Raw genomic sequence first — 14,640 nt, forward strand, 5'->3', positions numbered from 1 at the left:
GCGGTGCATCGTGTACGTGGGTTTCATCGGCCTCGGCGTCATGGGACAGCCCATGGCGCTCAACCTGGCCCGTGCGGGAACGCCCCTCGTCGTGTGGAACCGCAGCCGCGACCGCTGCGCACCGCTGCGCGCCGCCGGAGCCGAGATCGCCACGAGCCCCGCGGAGGTCTTCGAGCGGGCGGAGACCGTGATCCTGATGCTGGCCGACGAGACCGCCCTCGACACCGTCCTCGGGCGCGGCACGCCGGACTTCGCCGCCCACGTCGTCGGCCGCACCGTCGTCCACATGGGCACGACCGCGCCCGAGTACTCGGCCGCCCTCCGGGACGCCGTACGAGCCGTGGGCGGCCGCTATGTCGAGGCCCCGGTCTCCGGCTCCCGGGTCCCCGCCGAACAGGGCGAACTCGTGGCGATGCTCGCGGGGGACAGCGACGCCGTGGCGACCGTACGCCCCCTCCTCGCGCCCATGTGCCGCGAGATGTTCGCGTGCGGCGGCGTCCCGGGCGCCCTGCTGATGAAGTTCTCGGTCAACCTGTTCCTGATCACCCTGGTCACCGGTCTGACCGAGGCGTTCCACTTCGCCGACCGGTACGGGCTCGACCAGCGCCTCCTCCGGCAGGTCCTGGACGCCGGACCCATGGCGAGCGCGGTCTCCCGGGGCAAGGCGCCCAAGCTGCTGGGCCGGGACTTCGCCGTCCAGGCGGCCGCCGCCGACGTCCTGAAGAACAACCGGCTGATCGCCGAGGCCGCCCGCAAGGCCGACATGGCGTCCCCGCTGCTCGACGTCTGCCACGCCCTGTTCGGTGAGACCGTCGACCAGGGACACGGCGGCGAGGACATGGTGGCCGTACTCCATGCGCTGGAGGCCCGGACAGCGGGCGGCCACGCAGCAAGGACGGAACCGGACTCCCCGGAGGCCGGTGTCCCCGGGGACCAGCGGAGGGCGACGGAATGAGCTGGACGATCGAGCGGCGTGGCAGGGTCGCCGTGGTGACCATGGCGACCAATCCGGTCAACGCGCAGGGGCGTGCGTTCTTCGCCGATCTCCATGAGGCGTTCGACCGGCTCGAGCGCGATCACGCAGAGTGCCCCGTGGTGCTGACCGGCACGGGCGGCCGGTTCTCCGCCGGGCTCGACCTGGGCGAGCACTTCCCGCTCTTCGCGGGCGACGCGTCGGCCGTCGCGTCATGGTTCGCGGACTACCGGGCGACCAACGTGCGGCTGTTCACCTACCCCCGTCCGACCGTGGCGGCCGTGAACGGGCACGCCTTCGCCGGGGGCCTGATCACGGCGGCGGTGTGCGACTACCGGGTCGCGGTCGCGGAAGGCGCCGGGTTCGGGCTGAACGAGGTGCCCATCGGGATCCCGATGCCCGCGGTGTACGTCCGCATGCTCGCGTACGCGTGGGGCGAGCCGGTCGCGGCCCGCACCTGCCTCCTGGGCGAGATCTTCGACCCGCAGCAGGCGTACGCGCTGGGAATGCTGCACGAACTGGCGCCGGCCGAGGAGGTGCTGGACCGGGCCGTCGAGGTCGCCGGGACCACACCGGAGGACTGCCTCGACCAGTACGCCTTCACCAAGCGTGCCTGCCAGGCCGCCGCGCTGCGGGACATCGCTGCCCTCGCCGATCCCCTCGACGAGGAACTGCCCGCCGGGATGACGGGCGACCGGGCCCGGCACGCCCATCGACGGTACTGGCAGCAGCTCAAGGGCAGGCCCGCACCCTGGTGAGCGACCGGCGAGGGCGGCCTACAGATCAGCCCGGTCCTGGAGCAGCACGCGTTCGGCCGGGTTGGTGGTCAGATCGAACGCCAGCCCGTCCGCCGTACGGGCCTCTTCCGGGCGGTCGAGGGCGCGCAGCAGGTCGGCTCGCGTGGCGTGGAACAGGTAGTAGCGGGCGAGGTCCGGGGCCAGCGCGTCCACATCGGCCAGAGCCGCCCGCGGGCCCGCCGTGTAGCGCAGGGCGACCGCCCGGTGGAGACGGGTGACCGGCGAGGGGGCCAGGTGCAGCAGCATGTCGTAGAGCAGCACGATCTGCTCCCAGTCGGTGTCCTCCCAGCGCGGCGCCTCCGCGTGGCAGGCGACGATCGCGGCCTGCAGCTGGTACGGGCCCGGCCGCTGCCGTCTGATGGCCCGCGCCAGCAGCCCGCCCGCCGCCGCGATCGCGTCGTGGTCCCACACGGAACGGTCCTGGTCCGCCAGCCGCACCAGCGTCCCCTCGGGGGTGAAGCGTGCTGCGGTGCGGGCCCGGTGCAGCCGGATCAGCGCCAGCAGCCCGGCCGCCTCGGGCTCGGTCGGCATCAGCCGGTGCAGCAGGGCGGCCAGCCACTCGGCGTCGTCGGCGAGGTCGTGCGACTGCGCCTGCCCGGCAGTGGAGAGATAGCCCTCGTTGAACAGCAGATAGATGACGGCGAGGACCTCGGTGAGACGGTCGCCCAGCTCCTCGTCGGCGGGCACGCGGTACGGGATCCCGGCCTTGGTGATCTTCTGCTTGGCGCGGGTGATCCGCTGGGCCACGGTGGACTCCCGCACCAGGAACGCGCGGGCGATCTGCGCGGTGGTCAGCCCGCACACCACCCGCAGGGTGAGCGCGATCCGAGCCTCCCGCGTGAGCGCCGGATGGCAGCAGGTGAAGATCAGCCGCAGCCGCTCGTCCGGTACCGACGCCTCGCCCTCGTCCGGCGGCCACCGCAGCTGCGCGAGCTTGCGCCGGTAGTTCTCCTGCCGCCGCAGGTGATCGAGTCCGCGCCGCTTGGCCACCGTGAACAGCCAGGCGTCCGGCCGCTCCGGAATGCCGTCCTGCGGCCAGGTCCGCAGCGCCACCAGCACCGCGTCCTGCACCAGATCCTCGGCGGTGTCGAAGTCGCCGGTCACCCGGATCAGGGCGGCGGCCAGCCGGCCCGCGTGCTCCCGGACCACGCGGGCCAGCCGGTCGTGCGACTCGGCCGCCGGAATCGGCGATGCGGTCACGTCTCGCTCACTTCAGGGGTTCGGTCTCCACCGGGCGGATCTCGACGATCGGGCAGCCGGGCCAGGTCCGCACCATGCGCAGCGCCTCGTCGAGGTCGGCGACGTCGATCTCGGCGTATCCGCTGACGATCTCCTTGCCCTCCACGAACGGCCCGTCGACCACGACCGGCTCCCCGTCCCCCAGCCGCACGGTCGTCGCCGTCTGCGGATCGCGCAGCTTCTGCCCACCGGTGATCTTGTCGGCGTGCGTGGCGAACCACTGGTTGGCCCGCTCGTACGCCCGCGCCCGCTCCGCCGGGCCCATGGCCTGGAGCTCCCGGGAGAACTTCTCGTCGTCCACGAACAACAGCACGTACTTCACGCCTGGCCCTCTTCCTGGTCGAGCATGGCGGCCATCCGCCGCTCCATCTCCTCGGGTGCCACGTCCTCCACATGCGTGGCGAGGGTCCACCAGTGCCCGTACGGGTCCACGATCGACCCGTCCCGGTCCCCGTAGAACTGATCCTGCGGCGCCCGCTTCAGCGTCGCCCCCAGCTCCACCGCACGGGCGACGACCGCGTCCACGTCCTCCACGTACACGAACAGGAACGCCGGGCTGCCCGGCAGACCGCCGGCCGGCGGTGCCTCGGTGCCCATCATGGGCAGGGCGTCCTCGACGATCACGACCGAGTCCCCGATCTCGATCTCGGCGTGCACGATGGCCCCGCCGGGCCCCGGGAACCGCATCCGCTCGGTGGCCCCGAACACCTCGCGGTAGAACTCGAGCGCCTTCGCGGCGCCCTCGACGACCAGGCACGGGGTGACCCGGCGATAGGTATCGGGAATCGGCTTCGGCGCGGATGTCGATGACATGATTCGCCTCCTTGTGCGACGCGTACGCAGGGCGGGAATGCCCTGCTGCCAGGAAGACGATCGGCGGCCCGGCGGATACGACAGGCACACCGACAGCTTTTCCGGGCCGTGCCGTCCTCAGGGCAGCAGTCGCCGTTCCTTCGCCACGGCCACCGCGCCCGCGCGTGTGTCGACACCGAGTTTGTCGTAGATGCGGCGCAGATGGGTCTTGACCGTGGCCTCGCTGATGAACAGGGCGCGGGCGATGTCACGGTTGCCGATGCCGCGGGCCAGCTGGGCCAGGATGTCGCGCTCGCGGTCGGTGAGGGCGGGCCGGGGCCGGCGCAGACCGGCCATGACACGGCCGGCGACCGGGGCCGACAGGGCGGTCCGTCCCTGGGCCGCGGCGTGGATCGCGGCGAAGAGCTCGTCGGGGCGCTCGGCCTTGAGCAGATAGCCCGTCGCCCCCGCCTCGATGGCCCGGGTGATGTCGGCGTCCGTGTCGTACGTCGTCAGGACCAGGACGTGGGTGCGGGCGCCGGGGGAGGAGGTGAGCCGGCGGGTGGTCTCCACGCCGCCGATGCCCTCGCCCAGCTGCAGGTCCATCAGCACCACGTCCGGGGCGAGCTTCGCGGCCAGCGCGAGCGCCTCCTCGCCGGTGCCTGCCTCGCCGACGACCTCGATGTCCGGGGCGCTGTCGAGCAGGGCGAGCAGCCCGGCCCGTACGACGGCGTGGTCGTCGCAGACCAGGATGCGCACGGGAGCGGGGTCGGGGGTCATCGGGGCGCCTCCAGGGGGACGGCTGCGGACAGGACGGTGCCCTCGCCGGGCGTGGACTCGACGGTCAGCGTGCCGCCGAGCGCGCGCAGCCGGGCCCGCATGGCGGGCAGCCCGTGCCCGCGTCCGCCGTCGGGGGAGTCGGGCAGGGAGTCGGCGTCGAAGCCGTGGCCGTCGTCGGCGACGTCCAGGACGACCTCGTCGTCGAGGACGGTCAGGGTGAGGGCGGCACTGCCCGCGCCGGCGTGCTCGCGGACGTTGGCCAGGGCGCCCTGGGCGACCCGCAGCAGGGCCGAGCGGACCCGGTCGGGCAGCTGCGGGAGCCGGCCGTCGCCGTCGATGTGGACGCGTACGGCCAGATCGGCGCCGGACTCCCGCGCGGCCAGGGCACGCAGCGCCTCGTCGAGGCCCTCGCCGCCGGCCAGGTCGGCGGGCGCCAGGTCGTGCACGAAGCGCCGCGCCTCGGCGAGGTTGTGTTCGGCGACGGACGCGGCCGTGCGGACATGGACGCGGGCCTTGTCCGGTTCGGTCTCCCACACCCGGTCCGCGGCCTGGAGCAGCATCCGCTGACTCGACAGGCCCTGGGCGAGCGTGTCGTGGATCTCCATGGAGAGCCGCTGCCGTTCGGCGAGGGTGCCCTCGCGGCGCTCGGAGGCGGCGAGTTCGTGCCGGGTGCGGATCAGGTCGTCGATCAGGACGCGCTGGCGTGCGGTGTGCCGTTCCATCTGCAGGAACACGGCGGTGGCGAGGGCGGCGACAGCCGGCGGCGCCAGCACCAGGTTCGGGTCGAAACGGCCCGCGAGCTCCACCTGAGCGGCCACGACGAACACGGTCAGGACCGCCACGAGCGCCAGGGCCGCACGCGGCGGCAGCGTGCGCAGGCCCGTGTAGAACAGCGGCACCGCGCACCACGCGAAGCTGGGCGCGAGCACGACCAGGATCATCCACACCACGACGGTCAGCGCCAGCCACGCCGTGTGCCGCCGGGTGGGCCGTGGCCCGAAGTCCCCGGCCCTGGGCCCCAGCAGATGCAGCGCCGCGAGCACCACGGACAGCGCGATGATCCACGGCGTACGCGGTTCACCGGGGTGACGCAGCAGGAAACGGGCCAGCGCCCCGCCGAGCAGCAGGAAGAACGCCGCGTCCATCACGACCCCGAGCCACCTGGTGTCCACGGTGCTCGGCTCGTACGACCGGTTCCCCATCCGGGGCCGCCTCCCTCCCTGCTCGTGGGCGCTGAACTGGGCAAACACCTCCATTGTGGCCCGGTGCGGCCCCGGGCGTGTCAACCGATCGGATGACCCCCGTGTCGTCCGTTCCGTCGCCCTATGGCAGCCGGAACGTCGACCGTCCGGGGCCGTTGCCGGGCCGAGGGTGGAGAGCGGACGAAGCGGGGCGGCAACCGGGCCGCCCGCCCACCGAAGGAGTCGACCGACCCATGAACCCCGTGCACAAGAAGTTCTCCCGCCGTGCCCGCGTCGCCACCGGCGGTGCCGTGCTCGCCGTCGTCGCCCTGGCGGGCTTCGGCGCGGTGAACGCGAACGCCTCGGCGCCGGCCACGACCTCCGCTGCCGCCGCCTCGGCCGCCGTCCCGGCCCGTGCCACCACCACCTCCACCCACCTGACGATCGACGCCGCCACCGAGGCCGCGCAGGCCGCGCTCGACGCCGCCGAGAAGGAGAACCAGCGCGTCACGGTCGCCGTCGTCGACCGCAACGGCAACACCATCGTCACCCTGCGCGGCGACGGCGCCGGCCCGCAGTCCTACGAGTCCGCCGAGCGCAAGGCGTACACCGCGGTCTCCTGGAACGCCCCCACGTCCCAGCTGACCGAGCGACTCCAGCAGGCCCCGACCCTGAAGGACATCCCCGGCACCCTGTTCCTGGCGGGCGGCGTCCCCGTCACCGCCGGCAACACCCCGATCGCCGGCATCGGCGTCGCGGGCGCCCCGTCCGGCGCCCTGGACGAGAAGTTCGCGCAGGCGGGCGCACAGGCGGTCGGCCGCTAGGCACCGGACGCGACGGGCGAGTCCATCTCCCGGTGGATGCGAAGGGGGGCCGCGTACCGAGAGGTGCTCGGCCCCTGCTCAGCCGGCGACACAGCCGAGTCAACCGCCCTGTTCAACCCGCGTCATGTGGGCCGTCATGGGCCCGGCGAACGGTGTCGGCGGCGGCCATTAAGCTCCCGCCCATGAGTGAGGGAGACAGAGGCCCCGGCAGACGGGTTGTCGACGGGCGCTTCGAGTTGGAGGCCCGTCTCGGCGGCGGCGGGATGGGGACGGTCTGGCGGGCCAGGGATCTGGTGCTGCACCGGCTGGTGGCGGTCAAGGAAGTCCGGCCGCCCGACCGGGACCTGGCCGAGTACGACCCCGAGGGCGCGCGGATGCTGCGCGAGCGTGTGCTGCGCGAGGCGCGGGCGCTGGCCCGGATCGACCATCCGAACGTCGTGACCATCCATCACATAGTCGACGGCGGTGAAGCCACCTACCCGTGGATCGTCATGGAGTTGGTCAGCGGCGGCTCGCTGGCCGACCGGTTGGCGCAGGGCCCGATGCCGCCCGCCGAGGCCGCCCGGATCGGCCGTGGTGTGCTGGCCGCGCTGACCGCCGCGCACGACGCCGGTATCCAGCACCGGGACGTCAAGCCCGCCAATGTCCTGCTGCGGTCCGACGGCCGGCCCGTCCTCACCGACTTCGGCATCGCCGCGATCCGCGAGACGACGACCCACCTCACCGCCACCGGATCCATCATCGGAACGCCCGACTTCATGGCCCCGGAGCGCATATCGGGCCACGAGGGAGGTGCGGCCTCCGACCTGTGGTCGCTGGCGATGATGCTGTACACCGCCCTGGAGGGCCACCACCCGCTGCGCCGCGGCACGCCCCTGGCCACCCTCGCCGCCGTCCTCAGCGACGACGTTCCGGCCCCCGTGCGGGGCGGCGCCCTGGGCCAGGCGCTGATGGCCGTACTCGTCCGGGACCCGTCGGCACGGCCGTCGGCCGCCGAACTGGACCGCAGGCTGGCCGAGTTCGAGTCGTGGCCGACCGGTGCGGCGGCCGTGCCGGACCCGTACACCTCCTATCCGCTCGACCCGCCGGCCCCTTCCACCACCATCTCCCCCTCATATCCGGGGACTTCGGCCTCGTCGACCACGTCCGTCCCGTTCGGGGCGCCCACCCCGGCCCCGACGCCGGTGCCCGCCCCCGCCGGGTTCGGGCCGCCGATCCACCCCGGCCCCGCGTACGGCACGCCCCAGCCGATCACCGCTCCCGTGCGGGCGGGGAGTCGGCGTACGCCCAACCTGCCGGTCCTGCTGAGCGTTTCGGGGACGTCCCTCGCCGGCGCACTGGTGCTGCTGTGGTGGCTGCTGCCCCTGGGCGGCGGCGCGGGCGACTCGGGTGACGGCGCGCGAGGCTCGTCCACCACCTCGGCGTCGAGGCCGACCTCGTCCTCCACGACCTCGTCGCAAGGGTCGTCCGGGGCCCCGGACGACCAGCGGTCGCAGGACACGGACACCGGCGCCGTGCTGACCCCGGACGGCATCCGCGCCGCCATCAAGGCCCTGGAGAATGAGACCGGCCGGAACAGGTACGGAGCCTTCAGCGTCTACGAGGGCTTCGTGTCGGCCGACGTGATGGTCGACGGCAGTGACAGCAAGTACGACTCCTACACCTACTACCCGGGGCGCGGAGTCGAGAAGGGCATCATCAAGAGCACCCTGTCGGGCGGCGACCAGCCCTTCACCCTCGACAGGTTCGACTGGGACGCGGTACCCGCGCTGCTCGCCGAAGCCGACAAAAAGCTCAACGTCAAGAACCCGGAGATGCGTTACATCCTGGCGAAGTCGGACAACAGCGTCTTCGACACGCCGGCCCACCTGGCCGTCTACCTGTCCGACGAGTACGGCGACTCCGGCTACCTGGAGGCGACCCCCCAGGGCAAGGTGACCGACGTGACGCCGGCGGACGGTTCGTAGCGCGAGTCGCCTTTGGCCGAAGTTCCCCTTGTGGCGGTCACCACCACCCCCTCACAGATCGGATTTAGGTTAGGCTAACCTGTGCCGCGTGCAGGCAGGCGAAGAGACCTCCGCGGTGAGATCCCGCGGTCATGAACTGTCGGCCACGGACGTCACCGTGGCCTACGAAGGCGTCGACGTCGTCCACGACGCGTCCGTGACGCTGCGGCCGGGCGAAGTGACCGTGCTGGTCGGACCGAACGGCAGCGGCAAGTCGACGCTGCTGCGGACCATCGCGCGGTTGCAGCGACCCCGGACCGCCACGCTCGTCGTCGACGGCACCGACGGGCTGGCGCTGACCCCTCGTGAGTTCTCACGCCGGGTCGCGCTGCTGACGCAGGGACGCCCCACCCCCAGCGGCCTGACCGTACGGGACGTGGTCGAGTTCGGCCGCTACCCGTACCGGGGCCGCTGGGGCAGGGCCGACCCGGACGGCCCGACCGCGGTCGAGCGGGCGCTCGCCATGACCGGCGTCGCCGACCTCGCCGAGCGCGGCGCGGAACACCTCTCCGGCGGACAGCTCCAACGCGTGTGGCTCGCCGGCTGCCTCGCCCAGGAGACCGGGGTGCTGCTCCTCGACGAGCCGACCACCTACCTCGACCTGCGCTACCAGATCGAACTCCTCGATCTCGTCCGTGACTTGGCCGACGACCACGGCATCGCCGTCGGCGCCGTCCTGCACGACCTCGACCAGGCCGCCGCCCTCGCCGACCGCATCGTCCTGCTCGACGAAGGGCGCATCGTCGCGGAGGGCCTCCCCGAGGACGTACTGACGGCCGAGCGGCTGACCGACGTCTACGGCATCCGCATCGAAGTCGGCACCGACCCGCTGACCGGACGGCTGCGCACCCGCGCGATCGGCCGCCACCACACCCGAAGCGAAAGGCTCAGCACACCCTCATGAGACGCCTGATGATGACCGCGGCGGCCGCCACCGCCGCGGCGCTCGCCCTGACCGCATGCGGCACTACCGAGCCCGCCGCCGACGGCGACGACGCGAAGAAGGTCGGCGAAGGCATCACCCTCACTGACGCCTCCGGCACCAAGGTCGAACTCGACGGACCGGCGAAGAAGGTCGTCGGCACCGAGTGGCACGAGGTCGAGCTCCTGATATCGCTGGGCGTCGACCCGGTCGGCGTCGCCGACGTCAAGGGCTACAAGACCTGGGACCAGGCGGTCCCGCTGAAGAACGAGCCCAAGGACATCGGCACCCGCGGCGAGCCCAGCATGGACACCATCGCCGCCCTCAAGCCGGACCTCATCGTCGCCAGCACCGACCTGCCGCCGGCCGCAGTGAAGCAGCTGCGCAAGGTCGCCCCCGTCCTGGAGGTGCGCTCCGCCAGCGCCGCCGACCCGATCGGGCAGATGACGAAGAACCTCGACGTCATCGCCGAGGCCACCGGCACCACCGAGCGGGCCGAGGAGCTCAAGGACGCCTTCGACAAGAAGGTCGCCGAGGGCAAGAAGGCCCTCGCGGACGCCGGGCTCGACGGCGCCCCGATCGCCTTCGCCGACGGCTACGACATCTCCAACCAGATCTCCATCAGGCCCTTCACCGACGGCTCCCTCATCGGCGCGGTCAACGAGCGACTCGGCCTGAAGAACGCCTGGAAGGTCGAGGGCGACAAGGACTACGGCCTCGGCACCACCGACGTCGAGGGCCTCACCAAGCTCGCCGACGACGTGCGGTTCGCCTACATCGGCAACGACGGCGACAAGAGCAGCACGCCCTTCACCGACGCCCTCGCCAAGGACAAGGTGTGGACCTCGCTGCCGTTCGTGAAGAAGGGCAACGTCCACCGACTGCCCGACGGCATCTGGATGTTCGGCGGACAGGAGTCGATGGGCGCCTACATCGACGCCCTCGTCAAGGAGCTGACGAAGTAACACCATGGCCGTCACCGCCACACCTCCCGCCACCCGTCCGCCGACGGTCCCTTCCCGGACCGGCGCGGCCGCGGTGACGGCCGCTCTCGTCCTGCTGGTCGCGGCCCTCGCGGTCGTCGACATCACGCAGGGCACGGCCGCCGTCGGCGCCGGTGAGGTCCTCAAGGCCCTCACCGGCCGGGCCGACACGGCCGACGCCTCCGTCGTCATCGCCTCCCGGCTGCCGAGAATGACCGCCGGACTCCTCGTCGGAGCCCTCCTCGGCATGGCCGGCAACGCGTTGCAGGCGGTCAGCCGCAATGTGCTCGCCTCGCCCGACACCCTCGCCGTGAACGCCGGCTCCTACATGGCGCTCGGACTGGTCGCCGTCACCGGTGTGTCGCTGCCGCTGCTCGCCTCCTCCGGCGTCGCGTTCGTCGGCGGCCTCGCGGCGGCCGCCGTCGTGCTGGGACTGTCCGGGCTCGGCGCGGGCACCGTCCGCCTGGTGCTCGCCGGCAGCGCCCTGGCCCTCGGCCTCACCGCCGTGACGGAGGCGCTGCTTTTGCTCTTCCCGCAGGAGACCCAGGGCCTCTACCGGTGGAACCAGGGCAGCATCGCCCAGAACGGCTTCGACGGCGTGCTCCAGATCGCGCCCCTCGGCGTCGCCGGACTCCTCGGGCTGCTGCTGGTCGCCCGCCGGGTCGACGCACTGGCCCTGGGCGACGACGCCGCCCGCGGGCTCGGCGTCCCCGTGCGGGCCACCCGGGTCACCGCCGTCGTCCTCGCGACGCTGCTGTCCGCGGCCGCCGTGACCCTCGCCGGCCCGATCGGCTTCGTCGGCCTGTGCGCCCCCGCCCTCGTACGTGCCCTGGCCCGCAGGTTCCGCGGGTTCGTGCGGTCGCGGGCGAACCTGCCGGTCACCGCCCTGGCCGGTGCGGCGCTGGTCCTCGGCTCGGACGTGCTGCTGCGGGCCCTCGTGCCGTCGGACCTGGCGGTCGCCGTGCCGACGGGCGTCGTCACCAGCCTCGTCGGCGCCGTGTTCCTCGTCGTGATGGCCACACGGCTGAAGGACACGGCCGCGTCCACCGCCCCCGACCGGCTGCGCATCCGCAGCCGGGCCGTCTTCCTCACCACCACCGTCGTCCTGGTGGCGGTGCTCGTCGGCGTCACCATCGCAGCCGTACTGCTCGGCGACAGCAAGCTGTTGCTGGGCGACGTCGTGAACTGGGCGCAGGGCAGGGCGGGTCGGACCGTCGCGTTCATCCTGGACACCCGGGTGCCCCGGGTGCTCGCCGCGCTCCTCGCGGGCGCCGCGCTCGCCCTGGCAGGCACCCTCGTGCAGGCCGTCACGCGCAACCCCCTCGCGGAGCCCGGCGTCCTGGGCGTCTCCGGCGGGGCTGCGCTCGGCGCGGTGCTCCTCGTGACGACCGTGCCGTCGGCCGGCTCGTGGGGCGTGGCGGGCGCGGCCTTCATGGGCGCCGCGATCAGCTCCGTCGTCGTCTTCGGGCTCGCCGCGCGCGGCGGGTTCCAGCAGAACCGGCTGGTCCTCGTCGGCATCGGCATCGCCACCGGCACCACCGCCCTGGTGAGCCTGCTGATCGTCCTGACCGACCCGTTCAACGCGGCGAAGGCCCTGACCTGGCTGTCCGGCTCCACCTACGGGCGATCCCTGTCCGACGTCGCCCCGCTCGCGGCCGTACTCGCCGTGGGCGTGGCGGTCGCGGCCTTCAGACGTGTGGAACTCGACCTCGTCTCGCTCGACGAGGACACCCCGAGACTGCTGGGGCTCAGCCTGGCACGCGGCCGCCTCGGCTTCCTGCTGCTGAGCGTCCTGCTCAGCGCCACCGCCGTCGCCGCCGCCGGCACGATCGGCTTCGTGGGACTCGTCGCCCCGCACGCGGCCCGCGCGCTCGTGGGCCGCCAACACGCCCGGGTGGTCCCGGTCTCCGTGCTCCTCGGCGCCGTACTCGTGTGCACCGCCGACCTGTTGGGCCGCACCGTGATCGCGCCGGCCCAGCTCGGCGCCGGCCTGATGACCGCGGTGATCGGAACGCCGTACTTCCTCCATCTGCTGGTCCGCAGCCGCCGCTAGGAACTTCCGGCGCCCCCGGACGTCAGTCGGCCTCGGCCTCGATCAGGGAGAACGGCTCGGCATCCGCCAGCGGGGTCACGGAGGTGACGGTCAGGCCGGCACGCCGGCACACATCCTCGAAGTCCTGGCGGGTGCGCTCCCTGCCGCCCACGTTCACCAGCATGTTGAGGTCGCTGAGGTAGGTGATCCCGCCGTCGCTCACCCCGGCTTCCGCGACCGGGTCGACGACCTCGGGCAGCACCGGCTCCACGATCAGCACGCGACCGCCCGGCGGCAGCACCGCACGGCAGTGGGTCAGGATCGTCACCGCCTGCTCGTCCGTCCAGTCGTGCAGGATGCTCTTCATCAGATAGACGTCCGAACCGCCCGGCACGGAGCGGAAGAAGTCTCCGGCGAGCAGGGAGCAGCGTTCGCCGAGCCCGTGCCGCTCCAGCGTCTTCGGCGCCTCGGCCAGGCCCTGCTCCGTGTCGAACACGGCGCCGGTGAGCCCCGGATGGGCGTCCAGCACCGCGCTCAGCAGCGTCCCGTCACCCCCGCCGACATCCGTGACCCCGGAGAACCGGCCGAAATCGAAGGCGTACGGCAGCACGGCGGCGGTCTCTGCTACGGCTTGGCTCATCGCCGCGTTGAACGCCGCCGACAGCTCGGGACGCTGGGCGAGGTGGCTGAAGAAGTCCGTGCCGAATACGGTGTCGAACGCGACCTCGCCGGTACGGACACTGTCGTCCAGGTGCTCCCAGGCGCGTACGATCGCCGGCTCGGTGAACATCCCCACGAACGAGGCGAGGGAGTCCGGACGGCCGGAGTGCAGCAGCGCACCGGCGGGCGTCACCGAGAACGAACCGGGCGCATACTCCTCGAGCAGGCCGAGTGCGGCCAGGGCACGCAGCAGCCGGGTCATCGGTTGGGGCGCCGTACCGGCGTCCGCGGCCACGGCGACGGCCGGCCGGGCGGTCTCGCCGAGCAGTTCCACCACCCTCAGCCGGATCGCCGCGCGCAGGGTCTGCGCGGCCATGCTCCCGAACGCCAGCCGGACGATGAGATCGCGGTCGGCCATGGCGGCCTCTCGGGCATCGGTGCTCGTCACAGGTGCTGTCCTTCCCGCGTAAGGGGTGGTTGCCGTGTGGTTCCGGGCGTTGCTCAGCCCGCGGACGTGTCCATCGCGGCCAGGGCACTCGGGGTGAACCCGGTGAGCGCCAGAACGTCGCGATGGAGATGGGACTGATCGGCGTATCCGCAGGCCAGAGCCACGTCACTGACGTTCTCGCCCGAGCTCAGGGCCCGGGCCGCCTGATCGAAACGCGCCAGCACGGCGGCCCGCTTGGGCGTGAGGCCGATCTGCGCGCCGAACCTGGACCACAGCCGCTTGCGACTCCAGCCGCAGGACGCGGCGAGATCGGTGATCCGTACCTGCCCGCGCCGGGCCACGATGGTGTCCCAGACCCCGGCGACCTCGGGCGACATGGCCGGTGCGGCGGCGGCCCGCCGGGCGAGGAAGGCGTCGGTCAGGGCCAGGCGTTCGGACCAGCTCCCGGCGTCGGCGAGCCGTTCGTCGAGGCGTCGCGCCGGCGGCCCCCAGAGGTCCTCCAGGCTCGTCACCGACCCATGCAGCTCATGCGGGGCCACACCCAGGACCGCGTACGCGGCCCGGGGCGAGAGGCGCACCTCGACGCACTCGACCCGCTCCCCGCGGATGCGGACCGGACCGGGCGTCATCGGGGCGACCAGGTTCGCCATGGGCCGGTGCCCGCCGGGACCGTCCACGGCGAGCGCGACATCCCCGAACCCGATGACGACGATCACGGCCGGCTGCGGGAGCACCCGCATGTCCAGCCCCGCTCCCGCGTGGTCACGGAAGCCGGCCATCGCGACGCCTTCGAGGGACGTGCCGCCGAGAGGGTGGGCGACCTCCCAGCCGGCGCCGGCATCGCGTCCCGTGCGGGCGGGGCCCGCCTGCTGTGTGCGCATACCCCTACGGTCGCCGACTTCGGACGCCCTGTCTTGGACGAAAGTTCCGGCGGCCCTCCTCGGAGGGGCCGCCCCGCCCGAAGGGGCACCCGTGACCCCACGCTTCCGCCACGTCACTGCGG

The 14,640-nt window shown here is 72.8% G+C and carries 13 protein-coding genes and 1 pseudogene; 7 read left to right on the forward strand and 7 right to left on the reverse strand.

The features are described from left to right. Window positions 1-10 precede the first annotated feature (10 nt). Together ACFPQ9_RS41165 and ACFPQ9_RS41170 are read left to right on the forward strand one after the other, a co-directional pair. Complete coding sequence (locus ACFPQ9_RS41165) at window positions 11-955, forward strand: NAD(P)-dependent oxidoreductase (RefSeq protein ID WP_380864807.1); 945 nt, start codon at window positions 11-13, stop codon at window positions 953-955. After that, entirely contained in the window at window positions 952-1,731 is a 780-nt protein-coding gene (locus tag ACFPQ9_RS41170; RefSeq protein ID WP_380864809.1) for an enoyl-CoA hydratase/isomerase family protein, read from the forward strand. The genes ACFPQ9_RS41165 and ACFPQ9_RS41170 overlap by 4 nt, the downstream gene beginning before the upstream one ends. An 18-nt stretch (window positions 1,732-1,749) precedes the next feature. Here ACFPQ9_RS41170 and ACFPQ9_RS41175 read toward each other — a convergent pair whose 3' ends face one another. The 5 genes from ACFPQ9_RS41175 to ACFPQ9_RS41195 form a co-directional block, all read right to left on the reverse strand. Beyond that, the gene (locus ACFPQ9_RS41175; RefSeq protein WP_380864811.1) at window positions 1,750-2,970 is read right to left on the reverse strand and encodes an RNA polymerase sigma factor; all 1,221 of its coding nucleotides are present in this window, start codon (window positions 2,968-2,970) and stop codon (window positions 1,750-1,752) included. 7 nt (window positions 2,971-2,977) lie between these two features. Continuing rightward, a complete protein-coding gene (locus ACFPQ9_RS41180; RefSeq protein WP_380864812.1) occupies window positions 2,978-3,331 on the reverse strand; it encodes a YciI family protein in 354 nt (117 codons plus the stop codon). Next, complete coding sequence (locus ACFPQ9_RS41185; protein WP_380864814.1) at window positions 3,328-3,822, reverse strand: VOC family protein; 495 nt, start codon at window positions 3,820-3,822, stop codon at window positions 3,328-3,330. The genes ACFPQ9_RS41180 and ACFPQ9_RS41185 overlap by 4 nt, the downstream gene beginning before the upstream one ends. A gap of 117 nt (window positions 3,823-3,939) precedes the next feature. Next, complete coding sequence (locus ACFPQ9_RS41190) at window positions 3,940-4,581, reverse strand: response regulator (RefSeq protein WP_380864816.1); 642 nt, start codon at window positions 4,579-4,581, stop codon at window positions 3,940-3,942. Beyond that, complete coding sequence (locus ACFPQ9_RS41195) at window positions 4,578-5,783, reverse strand: sensor histidine kinase (RefSeq protein WP_380864817.1); 1,206 nt, start codon at window positions 5,781-5,783, stop codon at window positions 4,578-4,580. Before ACFPQ9_RS41195 ends, ACFPQ9_RS41190 begins: the two co-directional genes overlap by 4 nt. A 233-nt stretch (window positions 5,784-6,016) precedes the next feature. On the opposite strand from ACFPQ9_RS41195, the gene ACFPQ9_RS41200 reads away from it, so the two are divergent. From ACFPQ9_RS41200 to ACFPQ9_RS41220, 5 genes and pseudogenes are all read left to right on the forward strand, one after another. Further along, window positions 6,017-6,586 carry a GlcG/HbpS family heme-binding protein gene (locus ACFPQ9_RS41200; protein ID WP_380864819.1) on the forward strand — a complete coding sequence of 190 codons (570 nt, stop codon included), beginning with the start codon at window positions 6,017-6,019 and terminating at the stop codon, window positions 6,584-6,586. A 182-nt stretch (window positions 6,587-6,768) separates the two neighbouring features. Beyond that, window positions 6,769-8,553, forward strand: coding sequence for a serine/threonine-protein kinase (locus tag ACFPQ9_RS41205; protein ID WP_380864820.1), 1,785 nt, complete (start codon window positions 6,769-6,771; stop codon window positions 8,551-8,553). A gap of 145 nt (window positions 8,554-8,698) precedes the next feature. Continuing rightward, window positions 8,699-9,496, forward strand: a pseudogene (locus tag ACFPQ9_RS41210) (ABC transporter ATP-binding protein); the annotation flags it as partial. Beyond that, a complete protein-coding gene (locus tag ACFPQ9_RS41215) occupies window positions 9,493-10,479 on the forward strand; it encodes an iron-siderophore ABC transporter substrate-binding protein (RefSeq protein ID WP_380864824.1) in 987 nt (328 codons plus the stop codon). The pseudogene ACFPQ9_RS41210 and the gene ACFPQ9_RS41215, both read left to right, overlap by 4 nt. Before the next feature lie 4 nt (window positions 10,480-10,483). After that, window positions 10,484-12,550, forward strand: coding sequence for an iron ABC transporter permease (locus ACFPQ9_RS41220; protein WP_380864825.1), 2,067 nt, complete (start codon window positions 10,484-10,486; stop codon window positions 12,548-12,550). A gap of 22 nt (window positions 12,551-12,572) precedes the next feature. Here the strand turns inward: ACFPQ9_RS41220 and ACFPQ9_RS41225 are convergent, their stop codons facing one another. Both ACFPQ9_RS41225 and ACFPQ9_RS41230 read right to left on the reverse strand, forming a co-directional pair. Then, window positions 12,573-13,607: a methyltransferase gene (locus ACFPQ9_RS41225; RefSeq protein WP_380864991.1), complete on the reverse strand. Its 1,035-nt coding sequence runs from the start codon at window positions 13,605-13,607 to the stop codon at window positions 12,573-12,575. A gap of 83 nt (window positions 13,608-13,690) precedes the next feature. Beyond that, window positions 13,691-14,518, reverse strand: a complete 828-nt coding sequence (locus tag ACFPQ9_RS41230; protein WP_380864827.1) for a helix-turn-helix domain-containing protein — start codon at window positions 14,516-14,518, stop codon at window positions 13,691-13,693. Between the last annotated feature and the right edge of the window lie 122 nt (window positions 14,519-14,640).

This window comes from Streptomyces coerulescens (assembly GCF_042657965.1).
Lineage (GTDB): Bacteria > Actinomycetota > Actinomycetes > Streptomycetales > Streptomycetaceae > Streptomyces > Streptomyces coerulescens.

Excerpts from the sequence above, each read along its gene's own strand:
- ACFPQ9_RS41185 (WP_380864814.1), bottom strand. The coding sequence starts at position 3,822 with ATGTCATCGACATCCGCGCCGAAGCCGATTCCCGATACCTATCGCCGG.
- ACFPQ9_RS41190 (WP_380864816.1), bottom strand. The coding sequence starts at position 4,581 with ATGACCCCCGACCCCGCTCCCGTGCGCATCCTGGTCTGCGACGACCAC.
- ACFPQ9_RS41205 (WP_380864820.1), top strand. The coding sequence starts at position 6,769 with ATGAGTGAGGGAGACAGAGGCCCCGGCAGACGGGTTGTCGACGGGCGC.
- ACFPQ9_RS41195 (WP_380864817.1), bottom strand. The coding sequence starts at position 5,783 with ATGGGGAACCGGTCGTACGAGCCGAGCACCGTGGACACCAGGTGGCTC.
- ACFPQ9_RS41200 (WP_380864819.1), top strand. The coding sequence starts at position 6,017 with ATGAACCCCGTGCACAAGAAGTTCTCCCGCCGTGCCCGCGTCGCCACC.
- ACFPQ9_RS41170 (WP_380864809.1), top strand. The coding sequence starts at position 952 with ATGAGCTGGACGATCGAGCGGCGTGGCAGGGTCGCCGTGGTGACCATG.
- ACFPQ9_RS41220 (WP_380864825.1), top strand. The coding sequence starts at position 10,484 with ATGGCCGTCACCGCCACACCTCCCGCCACCCGTCCGCCGACGGTCCCT.
- ACFPQ9_RS41225 (WP_380864991.1), bottom strand. The coding sequence starts at position 13,607 with ATGGCCGACCGCGATCTCATCGTCCGGCTGGCGTTCGGGAGCATGGCC.
- ACFPQ9_RS41215 (WP_380864824.1), top strand. The coding sequence starts at position 9,493 with ATGAGACGCCTGATGATGACCGCGGCGGCCGCCACCGCCGCGGCGCTC.
- ACFPQ9_RS41230 (WP_380864827.1), bottom strand. The coding sequence starts at position 14,518 with ATGCGCACACAGCAGGCGGGCCCCGCCCGCACGGGACGCGATGCCGGC.